General features: G+C 61.6%; 15 protein-coding genes and 1 tRNA gene. 7 read left to right on the top strand and 9 right to left on the bottom strand.

Annotated features, from left to right (window positions below; translation table 11 throughout):
* Positions 1-130: 130 nt before the first annotated feature.
* Entirely contained in the window at positions 131-781 is a 651-nt protein-coding gene (locus tag I6F35_RS12070; protein WP_225117888.1) for a hypothetical protein, read from the bottom strand.
* 478 nt (positions 782-1,259) lie between these two features.
* Between I6F35_RS12070 and I6F35_RS12065 the strand changes: the two genes are divergently transcribed.
* Positions 1,260-1,336 (top strand) — tRNA-Arg (locus tag I6F35_RS12065).
* A 214-nt stretch (positions 1,337-1,550) separates the two neighbouring features.
* Here the strand turns inward: I6F35_RS12065 and I6F35_RS12060 are convergent.
* Entirely contained in the window at positions 1,551-1,778 is a 228-nt protein-coding gene (locus tag I6F35_RS12060; RefSeq protein WP_225117887.1) for a hypothetical protein, read from the bottom strand.
* A 307-nt stretch (positions 1,779-2,085) separates the two neighbouring features.
* Here I6F35_RS12060 and I6F35_RS12055 point away from each other — a divergent pair, with 307 nt between their 5' ends.
* Positions 2,086-2,289: a hypothetical protein gene (locus I6F35_RS12055; protein WP_225117886.1), complete on the top strand. Its 204-nt coding sequence runs from the start codon at positions 2,086-2,088 to the stop codon at positions 2,287-2,289.
* A gap of 251 nt (positions 2,290-2,540) precedes the next feature.
* Here I6F35_RS12055 and I6F35_RS12050 read toward each other — a convergent pair whose 3' ends face one another.
* Positions 2,541-3,323 (bottom strand): SDR family oxidoreductase, encoded by a 783-nt coding sequence (locus I6F35_RS12050; RefSeq protein WP_225117885.1) that lies wholly within the window; start codon positions 3,321-3,323, stop codon positions 2,541-2,543.
* Positions 3,320-3,646 carry a nuclear transport factor 2 family protein gene (locus tag I6F35_RS12045; protein WP_225117884.1) on the bottom strand — a complete coding sequence of 109 codons (327 nt, stop codon included), beginning with the start codon at positions 3,644-3,646 and terminating at the stop codon, positions 3,320-3,322. Before I6F35_RS12045 ends, I6F35_RS12050 begins: the two co-directional genes overlap by 4 nt.
* 97 nt (positions 3,647-3,743) lie before the next feature.
* Between I6F35_RS12045 and I6F35_RS12040 the strand changes: the two genes are divergently transcribed.
* The 3 genes from I6F35_RS12040 (at position 3,744) to I6F35_RS12030 (ending at position 5,425) form a co-directional block, all read left to right on the top strand.
* A complete protein-coding gene (locus I6F35_RS12040; RefSeq protein WP_225118032.1) occupies positions 3,744-4,106 on the top strand; it encodes a winged helix-turn-helix transcriptional regulator in 363 nt (120 codons plus the stop codon).
* Positions 4,107-4,111: 5 nt separating this feature from the next.
* Complete coding sequence (locus I6F35_RS12035) at positions 4,112-4,372, top strand: hypothetical protein (protein ID WP_225117883.1); 261 nt, start codon at positions 4,112-4,114, stop codon at positions 4,370-4,372.
* A 783-nt stretch (positions 4,373-5,155) separates the two neighbouring features.
* On the top strand, positions 5,156-5,425 hold the full coding sequence (locus I6F35_RS12030) for a hypothetical protein (protein ID WP_225117882.1): 270 nt from the start codon (positions 5,156-5,158) through the stop codon (positions 5,423-5,425).
* 632 nt (positions 5,426-6,057) lie between these two features.
* On the opposite strand, the gene I6F35_RS12025 is transcribed toward I6F35_RS12030, so the two are convergent.
* The 4 genes from I6F35_RS12025 to I6F35_RS12010 all read right to left on the bottom strand — a co-directional run bounded on the left by I6F35_RS12025 (position 6,058) and on the right by I6F35_RS12010 (position 8,375).
* Positions 6,058-7,179, bottom strand: coding sequence for a helix-turn-helix transcriptional regulator (locus I6F35_RS12025; RefSeq protein ID WP_225117881.1), 1,122 nt, complete (start codon positions 7,177-7,179; stop codon positions 6,058-6,060).
* 160 nt (positions 7,180-7,339) lie between these two features.
* The gene (locus I6F35_RS12020; protein WP_225117880.1) at positions 7,340-7,708 is read right to left on the bottom strand and encodes a hypothetical protein; all 369 of its coding nucleotides are present in this window, start codon (positions 7,706-7,708) and stop codon (positions 7,340-7,342) included.
* A 152-nt stretch (positions 7,709-7,860) separates the two neighbouring features.
* A complete protein-coding gene (locus tag I6F35_RS12015) occupies positions 7,861-8,094 on the bottom strand; it encodes a hypothetical protein (RefSeq protein ID WP_225117879.1) in 234 nt (77 codons plus the stop codon).
* A 104-nt stretch (positions 8,095-8,198) separates the two neighbouring features.
* Positions 8,199-8,375, bottom strand: coding sequence for a hypothetical protein (locus tag I6F35_RS12010; protein ID WP_225117878.1), 177 nt, complete (start codon positions 8,373-8,375; stop codon positions 8,199-8,201).
* 244 nt (positions 8,376-8,619) lie between these two features.
* On the opposite strand from I6F35_RS12010, the gene I6F35_RS12005 reads away from it, so the two are divergent.
* Together I6F35_RS12005 and I6F35_RS12000 are read left to right on the top strand one after the other, a co-directional pair.
* On the top strand, positions 8,620-8,835 hold the full coding sequence (locus I6F35_RS12005; RefSeq protein WP_225118031.1) for a hypothetical protein: 216 nt from the start codon (positions 8,620-8,622) through the stop codon (positions 8,833-8,835).
* 201 nt (positions 8,836-9,036) lie between these two features.
* Complete coding sequence (locus I6F35_RS12000; protein WP_225117877.1) at positions 9,037-9,393, top strand: DUF6481 family protein; 357 nt, start codon at positions 9,037-9,039, stop codon at positions 9,391-9,393.
* Positions 9,394-9,586: 193 nt separating this feature from the next.
* Here the strand turns inward: I6F35_RS12000 and I6F35_RS11995 are convergent, their stop codons facing one another.
* Positions 9,587-9,832 carry a pentapeptide MXKDX repeat protein gene (locus tag I6F35_RS11995; RefSeq protein WP_225118030.1) on the bottom strand — a complete coding sequence of 82 codons (246 nt, stop codon included), beginning with the start codon at positions 9,830-9,832 and terminating at the stop codon, positions 9,587-9,589.
* Positions 9,833-10,124 lie beyond the last annotated feature (292 nt).

Genomic DNA, 10,124 nt, shown 5'->3' with positions numbered 1-10,124 from the left:
GCAGGCGGAGACCGTGGACCGCAATCCGCGCGCCACCCGCACGCCTTTGTCGTCCGATCGCCGAAAAGGGTTCGGACCAGCTCGCCGAAAAATCGGATCTTCAGGTCGGGTTGTGGACGGCCGCCCTGTCTCAGTGCCGAACGAAGCGGAACTGCTGGGTGCCGTGCTCGCGCGGATCAGAGCTGCGCTCGACAACGCGATAGCCCTCATGCGCAGCGAGGAATGTTCGTGCCGGAATCCAGTTCCTCGCGTACTTGACGAGCTTGTCCTTCGAGCCCGGCAGCGCTCCCGGACCGTTGTCGCTGAGGAACGACGTCTGCACTTCCGCCTCGGCCCTGCCCTCGCTGATCGGCACGCGATACCATACCATTGCGGCCGGCCGCGCAGCGCAGAGGGTGCGGATGGTGTCAATCGCATCCGGGACGTATTGGATGGCGCCGTTCGAGTGCATCAGCTCGATCTCTCCGAGCCAGTCAGCGGCCTCGTGGATATCGCTGAAGAACATCAGCCGATTTGTCGCCAACTCGCGGGCACGGCGCGCCATCGCCGGCGTTTCCACCACCGCCCAGCGGATATCGGGCGACTGCTTTCGCGCCAGCTTGTAATGCAAGCCGGCGCCGCCTCCGAAGTCGAGCACCGAATTGATCCCGACCACCAGCGGCCAATTGCCGGGCGGATCATAGGCGATGGTCTTGTGGAAGATCGTCTCGACCAGTTCCTGGCTCTCATAGCCCTCGATGACCTCGCGGGGCGGAAACAATTTGCGTCTCAGTCTCTGCATCAAGGTCATCGACGCCCCCGGTCCCAGGCTCTATTTTGGCAGTGCACACCTCACTACCGTCAGAAACATCTGGAAACAATTCAGCCCGGGTGCGAACAACGGTCGCGCCCTCGCCTACGGACCGGCCCAAAAGGAAAGGGAGTTTGCGAGCCCTGCGGCCACGCCGGCAACCGATGCAGCCGGTGTCACGCGCACTCAGGTTTCACAATGATGCCAAGGACTGCGGCGGGCCCTGGCCTTGATGCCCGGACGCTATTCAGCAAGATTGTCGACCCTGTGATTCGGCTGGCGTTGTTGGTTTGCCCCAGGCGGGTCGTATGCCAGGGCCTGGAAAGCCGACCTGCCGGTTTCGAAGGCGGCCGGCCACCCCGCCGGTATACCAGCCTTATGTTTTTACTGTTATTTTGGACTCTGCCATGTTGGCGACGGCCGATCCTTGGATTATTGAACGGCTCGATTGCTGGCACCGCACCACGACGGTCCCGTAGCTCAACTGGATAGAGTAGCGGATTTCTACTCCGCGGGTTGCAGGTTCGAATCCTGCCGGGATCGCCATCTCATTTACCTCTCCAGTCTTCTCAGAGGGTTGCAGTTGATTTTGGCTCACCGGATCAGAAGGTGAGCCAGTGGCCGTTCCGAACATGATCCTCGCACCGGCGCTTTCGGCGAGCTTATCCGACTCGCTTCTCTGAGCGCGTATGTCGGCATCATGATCTGACGTCCCGGGATGGTGTGCCCATCGCCGCGCGACAACGCGAGCAGGAAGATCTCACATCCCGTGGCTGGCAAATACTTTCTGGCAACTCTTGCTCAGCCTGGTTCTGTTCTGCTGCAAGCACTGTTGTACTGCAAAGTCATTGTCCAATTGCTTTCGGCAAAAGCGCTGCGCATCTCGCCGGCAAGCCTGTTGCTCTTTTGGGGTGCCCATGTGGCCCTGCGCAAAAGCTAGCGAAGTCTCAGTCAGCAAAATAACCAGAACCAGGACAACCGAGCGCATGACGATCTCCCTATGTTGATAGGGAGCGAAACGTAGCTCCGTGTCCGCGGTTCCCGGACGGACATGCCGATACCCGGAGCAGTCTGCCGGATGCACTGTGCCGCAGTCGCGCACGGCGGGCCGATACCGACGGACGATGAGCAGAGGATCAGGACCGGCACCCCTTCGTTCACGCCACGACGTGACTTGGCCCTGGCTTGGCCTGGCTCCGTGATTTGGCCCACAGAGTTAAGCGCTCGTTAGCCGTAACATACGGACATTGGAAACCAAGCAACTTACTTAAAATTATTTCGACGGAGGTTGAGTGATGAACAGAATCCAGTACCTCAAGGAACAGATTGCGCGCGCCGAGCGGCTAGCAAGCAACGCATTCGACAAGCTGACGATGGAGCGGCTTCAGGCATTCGCCACCGAGTGCCGGACGGAGCTTGCGCTGCTGAACGACCGCGAGAAACGAGGCGCCTGGTCCCCCGTCGAGAAGTCCGCTGTGTCCCTCATAGCGGCGCAATAGCAGACTTCACCGGAGGTCGTCAGGCCCAAGAGCAGACGTGGGATAGCCGCAAGCATTACAGCCGCAGCCGAAAAGATGCAGTTTCAAGCTTCTCGCGCAGCATGGCGCGTTTTGCGCTCGGTTGGGATGCGCCCGATCGCGATTTCGGTTCAAATCCGGCTGGGCGCTTTCGCCGGCGTTTGCGTCGAGTGGTCTGCCTCCAGGCTGTGCTAAAATTCGTGGAGGAGACGCCGCCCCCGCCCTCTGAAGCCTCAAGCGGTGGGAACGGTCCCTCCATCAATGACATATTCGGTGCCGGTTATGGCTGCGGCGCGCGAGGATGCCAGGAATGTTATCAGATCGGCGACCTCGCCGGGCTTCGCCGGTCGACCGAGCGGAATTCCGCCGAGAGAATTCATGATGATCTTCTTGCCGCCCTCATAATCGGTGCCGGCCTCCCTCGCGAGCCGTTCCGCGAGCGCCACGGCGGCGTCTGTCTCGATCCAGCCCGGCGACACGCGAACAACTCTGATGCCCTTGGGGGTCACTTCCTTTGACAGGCTCTTGCTGTAGGTCGACAGCGCCGCTTTCGCTGCTGCGTAGGCCGTCGTCGATTCCGGCAAAGGCAGTTCGTGCTGGATCGACGTCACATGGATAATGACGCCTGATCCCTGCCCGATCATCGACGGAAGCAGCGCCCGATCGAGCCGGACGGCAGGCATGAGATTGTGATCGATTTCCTTCTGCCATTCCTGATCGGTTAATGCCGAAAAGCCGCCCGCCGGCGCGCTTGATCCTCCAAGCACATTGACGACGATGTCGATGCCGCCGAAGGTCTGAAGCACTTCTTCGGCGACCTTGGCGCAACCCTGTGCGGTCAACAGGTCGGCCGCGACGTAATGGATATTCCCTGTTCCATTCTTGGGTACGGTCCTGGCCGTTGCCGCGACGCGCGCGCCTGCGGCCGCCAATGCTTGAACAACCGCTGCGCCCGCCCCCTTGGTGCCGCCCGTCACGAGGGCACGTTTTCCATCAAGGCCAAGATCGAAGCTCATGGGACGATCTCCAGCCGGGCGATCGCATTACCGGAGAGCGTGAAAGCATAGCGAAGGTCCACCGGGCTTCCCGGAAAATTCCCGGTCAGATGTGCGGTGACGATGACTTTGTCCCCCTGATCGTCAATGGCTATGGGTTCGGCGATATAATCGTACTTTCCGGATGCCTCGGATTTCCACGCCGCGATCGCATCGCGCCCCGTGTACGTCTTCTTCTCGTCGATGACCACGGCATCGGCCGTGAAGCATTTGGCGACTGCCGTGCCATCCCTCGCATCCGCGGCAAAGTAATTGGCTATGGGCGCGGGCAATGCGAGGGGCATGACCATTCTCCGGGTTGAGCTTGTCTGGGTTCCGGAAATGGCTAAACTTTCAAAAAATGCAAGAACACACGAAAAAGTAAGGTACGCACCAAAAAGTATGTTGCACCAATATACAAGAGAAACAGCGGCCGAGGGCGTCGAGAACGCACTCAAGCTCCTCGAGGGACGCTGGAAGCTGGTGATCCTGTTTCATCTCTTTGGCGGGCATGTTCTGCGCTTCTCCGATCTCGAACGCGCGATCCCGGGAATCTCTCAAAAAATGCTGATCCAGCAACTTCGGCAGATGGAAAAGGACGGGATCGTGCACCGCATCGTCCACCATCAGGTGCCCCCGAAGGTCGAATACTGCCTTACGGACTGGGGACAGGCCCTGTGCCCGGCTTTGGATGCGCTGCTCACCTGGGCGGCGCAGCGGGGAAGCACGGACTCGGAGCGCAAGGAAGCGACAAGTCAGGACTGAGGGATATGAGCTTCATTGAAGGCATGGACAGAGGACAGGTCGCCTTATTGCCACCTTGCATCGATGACTACATTGCCCCGGATGCTCTGGTTCGTGTCGTCGATGAATTCGTCGGCGGCCTTGATCTTGTCGGCCCGGCTTCGAGCGCGCGATCAGCGCCGCAACGGGGCGGCCCGGATATCACCGCGAATTACTGCGAGTTTTTGCACAGCCTGCCTCGCAACGCCCCAGCGCTCCGCCGCCGATTGAGAACAACACCGGCTTAACAACGAAAAGCCCGGCAGTGCGTCTGCCGGGCAATTCGAAAATATTATTAGGTGATCCGATACCGCGATTAAAAGCCGAAACGGGTAACGAGGGAATGACGATTTTTACCGTAAGACTGCGGATGCCCCGGGGGTGAGCACGGGTGTGCACAAGTGGGATCACCTGCTCGAGCAATCCGCTTGCCCACGCATCGCTGCGTGGATTGGCGCGAAAGCATGTCGCGCTTTCGAAAGTCTCGTCGCGATGATTGAGCATGTAGTCCGGAGTTGCCGGACAGAGCAGATGCCGGCTGAGCCGGCGTTGGCCGCCTTCGGCGCCGACATTCACACCATCAAGGCAGGCATCGAATATCGATTCGGCTGGGGCACTACGCCGGTGGTCGCAAAGTACTGATCCTCTCAAGATACCAAGCGAGAGCCCGGCCAAGCCCGGCCTCTTGTGCGTTTGGGGACCGACAGAACCGGCGCTGCCAACGCCGAGGAACCAAGCCGCTCGGCCTGCGTCGAATCCAGGCCTCCGGTCGAACGCCCCCTACCCCCACCGGCCGGAGGAAAACCTCCAAGGTTGGCGGCCCCAGCGCACCTGGGGCCGTTTGGTGAGTGGCGTGCCCGGTCGGCTATCCTCGCCGCAAGGCTCCGCAGCGGAAGGTCCGGCTCGCTGCCACTGGCGCCGGCATGGTTAATCCGCAGTTTCCGAATTTGGCAAAGGTCTTGCTAATCGCTGTCCGACACTGCAGTCCCCGACGGGGCTGCGCCGAGTTGGATCAAGCGGGAGCAATGTCGATGGGTGCCGCGTCTCAGATTGGGAATTCCAGCATCACCGTGATACGTGACGTCCTCGTCATCCAGACGTTGCTCGAGGATCTGCAAAGGTCCGTCCGGATCCTGGATTGCGATATCGCGACCGAGGAAGCCGCCGGAGGAATCTGCGACGCTGCGGATCCTCGGTATCCGCTGCTGGCCCGAACACTTTCGACGCGCCGGGACAATTTGAAGTCGACCATCCGGGCGCTGAAGGAACGTTTGGGCCAACTCGCCCCGACCGCCGCGTAGTCGACAGCCTGCTCCAGAGCGCCTCCGTTAGGAGGAAAGGCGGAAACGCCACGCTCATGTGCGGCCCGAGAAGACGGGCAGGTTTGCGCATGGCGCCTTGCTGGTGCCGCCGGCATGCCTTAAGGCCGCTGGCAGATTCCCGTCCATGATTCACTGGAACTCGATGCGAAAACTGATTGTCACGCTCTCGGCCGCCCTTCTGGTGGGGGCGAGCCTGCTCGTTCTCCGAAACGAACTGCACGCAAGGCCGGCCACGCAGTGCGGCTTCTGGGGCGAGATGGAAGCCGGAATGTCCTGCCGGTGAAATTCGTTGTTGTCCCGGCCACTTGGAGCAAAGACTTCAACTCGGGGCGGAGCTGACGCGAGCGGCGAAGATCAATGCCGCCGCGTGGTTTGGCCCCGCCAACCACGCCCCGAGCAAAACCCGGGCGCGTCAAAGCCGGTCTGGTTGCGATCGTCGGAGAGCGAGGCATTGGATACCGCTCGCTTTCCCGACGGTCACTCGGCCTGATCTCTTCACCGGTTGCAGGGTGCGGCGACATTCCCAAATGGGAACTGTCGGCTGATTTCTCTGGAATTCGAGGACGATATGGCCGATCTGCCACGCCTTGCGTTGGCACCGGGCAACCGAACTATCTGAGCACGAGCCGCGCCAGCAGTGCCGCGAGTTCGCCCTGCCGGGACACGCCCACTTTCGAGAACACGCGCTTGAGGATGGTCCGGGCGCTCTCCTCGGTGATGCCGAGCTTGTCGGCGGCGTCGCGCGGCGACTGGCCGGTTCCGACCAGCGCCGTCACCCTCGCCTCGCCCAGGGTCAGGCCGAGCACATCGCGGATCAGCGACGGATCGGGTGGGCTGTTATTGTCGGGGTCGACGACCAGGATGAGCAGCCTGGCCTGGGTCAAGAACTCGTTGATGCTGTTGGCTGCCATCGAGACCGGCAGGACATAGAGCGCAAGCGGCCGGCCCGACGTCCGCCGGTGCACGATGATCGGCTTTTCGCCGGCCAGGAGATCCTCGGCACGATACGCCGCGAGGCGCTTCATCGCCGCAGAGGCCGGCGAATTCAGCGCCAACGCTCCCGCGGTCAGCTTCTCCTCCACAATCTCAAGACCGTCGCCCAACAGCGATTCCGCCTTCGGGTTGGAGAAGATCACGCGGCCGACCGAATCCAGCACAAAGACCCCGGTTCCCAACTTCGCCAGCGCGGCGCCGAGGCCAAGCTTGCTCAGTTCCGAGTCCATCAGGCGGATACCGAGACGGAGCGACCGCTCGACGTGGCGGCCGAGTTGCGCGACGAGATCGAGTTCGGCGTCACTATAGGCCGGCTTGCCGCTCGCGCGCTGGATGCTCATCGCCACCTCGATCTTCGCATCCGGCGAGACCGTTGCGGCGGCGAAATACCTCAGGCCGTGCTTCCGAAGCAGCACGGAATAGAAGGGGTCGGTCGCGACGTCCTCTTCGGAGACGACGTCACGGTCCGTCACGACGTCGCGATTGAAGAAATAGCCGCGCTCGCGCGCGCGGATGGCGCGGATATCTCGAAACGTCCACTCGCGCATGTATTCTTCGGCGATCGCATCGAGCGAAGCGGACTGGATGGCGCCAAAACTTCCGTCATCCCGGCCATAGAGCAGGATAGCGCCGACATCGTCGAAGCAATCGGCAATGATCTGCAGCGCCGCCGGCCAGTGCGATGGTTCCGCTGCGCATTGGTAGATGGCGTCGATGGCCTTCAGCAGGTGATGCGACATTGGAAATGACCAATCGAGCGAAGAATGAATGCGTGGCAATCAATCACGAGGTCGGATGCCCCACGCAGTGCAGTTGGACGGCAGGAAACAATAACGGGCAAGTCCGTACGACCACGGCCATGAACGGCCGATTATGGTCGGCCGCCCCGTGAGGCACGGGTCACTGCTTGGCGAACGGGATGTATTGCTGGTACTGCTTCGGCACCGAGCTGCGATAGCGGGCCGGCACGGTCCCGGTGTCGATCGAGTGCTCGATCTCCTGCTGCCGCGTCCGTTTCTTTGCCGCTGTCTTTTTCTTCTTGGGCGCAGCTTTCTCGGTGGTGGATGAATTGGCGTCCGGCTGAGCGGCGGCTGGCGCTGTCGTGGCGGCGGGCGTCGCGGTCTCGGCAGGCGGCGCCGTGCTCGCTGCCGGCGCACTATTGGTGGTGTCAGTTCCGGTCGCCGGGGTGGTCTGGGCCAGTGCGTCACTCGAATACGACATCAACATGAGCGCCGCGGCGGCCGCGGCAAGGCTGGAAAGCTTTTTCATCTGAAAACTCCAATAGTCTCGAACGCCAGGCAGTCGTGCAATGCGCGGCATTAGACCACGAAAGGCCGCCTCGCGCCAACGCGGAGCGTCCGCGCGTTTCCCAGCGTACAGCAGCCGTACCTGCGGTCATGTTGCCGCGGTCACACTCCGGATTAGCCGCGAGATCTCTGTTCCGCCTGCACGCGCGCGCGCTCCGGCCTCGCATCTTTGGTGCATGTCGTCATGACAAAGGCGATGCGGCTGCACTGCCATCCCGGGCCAAGCGACGCGCTCGCCACCGTCTCCTGAAAGAGGCCGCCGGCTGAAAACAGCGCCACGGCAAAGCCGATCACGACGATGATGGCCAGCAGCGCAAATCCCTTGCGACTATAGATTTGGTGAATCATGCAATCGTTCCTGTTCAGTATGCCCGGAGCATAAGGCCGGGCTGCCCCACCCCCTGTGATCGGCATCACAATTGCCCGCGGCGTTTTAGCGCTGGCCCCGCGGCCTACTGCGCCGGCTGGATCACGTTGCAGTTGGTCCGCCCCGACATCAGGCAGTCCTGCATCTTGCTCGCCGCAGTCAGCTCGCGCGCCAGCCACAAGCCGGCTGCCAGCATCGCGGCCGCGATCACAAGGCCGGCGATCGCGCCGCGACGACTGCCGCCTTCCTTGGGATCGGTCATGGTCGTCTCGGTTCCACAGCAGTCACGCAAGAGATCATGGTTGCAGTAGCTGCTTCGCAAGCGCGCATGTGATCACATCTGCAACAGGTGCCGGATAAAATTTCGAAAGCCTGGGCATAAGTATCGCAAATCCGTTGCACCCGTCCGCGCGCTGCTCAAGACTGCGCGCCTTTCAGAAAGCGCGTGTGCGGAGCGTGCCATGGGCCAACAAGACATGGGCCAACAAGACATGGGCCAACAAGATATGGGCCAACAAGAAACCGGCTACGAGTATCATCGCTACAAGAGATTGCTGGCGGAAGCAGTCGACGAGGGCAAGCGGCTCGAATTGATCGACCTTCTGATCCGCGAGAAAGCCCGGGACAAGCTTGAAGCGCAGCGGACCTCCGATCGCGTCGCCGCGACGGCGCAGACGGTCGCCAGACTGCTGGGAACCCCCAGGCAACGCGACAACCGCTAGCTCGGCTAGAATTTTAGGCGCGTTCGAGACAGATTGCCGGATTGTTGGCGGCAATCACCGGATCACGTCTGCCGTGCACCAAGCCAACCCTGTTTGGCATGCCAATTGGACGCTGGCATTTTGCCGTGGCTTCACTTATGTGCTGCGCGAAACCCGATTTTCGTCATTCCTCCAACCAGCAGTGAAATAACAAGGCTCTCGATGAGCGGCTTCAAGGAACCGAACTTTTCCGACCGCCAGAAGGCGGCGCAGCAGGCCCGGCAGAACATTCTGGAAAAATTCCGTTCCCGCCCCGGGCCCGATGATCCGGCGGTGCAGGCGCGCGCCGCCGAGCGTGCGGCCATTGCGGCCGGCCGCGAGCAGGCCAGGCTGGCGCGCGAAGCCGCCAGGGCCGAGCAGAAGCGCCTCGAGGAAGAGGCCGCCGCGGCAGAAGCGGCAAGAATCGCGCGCGAGAAGGAAGAGGAAGCCGCGCGTCAGGCCTCGCTCGAGGCCGAACAGAAGGCCAAACGCGACGCGCGCTACGCCGCCCGCAAGGAGCGCGGCAAGAAAAAGAGGTGACGCGTTTCCGCCTCTCACCGCCGCATGCGGAGTGAAGCGGCGCGCTGGTAACCCGGGTCGAGCGTAGCGCAACCCGGGATTCTCGCATCTAGGCGTTGCGTGCGGTCCCGGGTTACGTTGCGCTTCACCTGGGCTACGCAACCCGGCGCGGTGTGCGCCCCGCAAGCCGGGCGAGGCGAAGACGAGACGGCGATCAGTTCTTCTTCATGCCGTCGTCTTTCTTCATCGCATCATCCTTCTTCATCATCCCGTCGCTCTTCTTCATGCCGTCATGCTTCGACATGGAGTCCTTGGACATGGCGTCCTTGGACATCGTGTCTTTCTTCATGGCGTCGTCTTTGCCCATCTTGTCCTGGGCAAAGGCCGCGGGCGCGAGCGCGATGCTAAGGGCGACGAGAGCGGCGGAGACGCCGAGGCCGATGCGGGTCGAGGAGGTCATGGTGGTCATCCTTGCTGAGGGTTGATCATGAAGCGACGTCTGCCGCTCTCCCATCGACGCAGCCGGAAGGGCCATTGTTACCTTTTCACAAAGTCTTGAAGGCCGGGACTGCCTGAAAATCAGGCGGCGCGGCCGCTCTGTGCGGCGCAGCAATGCCGGCTCCGCCGTCACGCTTTGGCGACAATCTATCGAGCCGTATCGAACTATCAGACTAGAGAAAATTCTGGCAAAGTTCGTCTAAATACGGCCCTCAAAGCTCCGCTCTATCCCCAATCAAGAACAGCCTGCCAAC

Source organism: Bradyrhizobium sp. BRP22, assembly GCF_020194175.1.
Classification (GTDB): Bacteria; Pseudomonadota; Alphaproteobacteria; order Rhizobiales; family Xanthobacteraceae; genus Bradyrhizobium.
The sequence above is the reverse complement of the archived record's forward strand: the minus strand, read 5'-3'. Positions and strand labels throughout refer to the sequence as shown.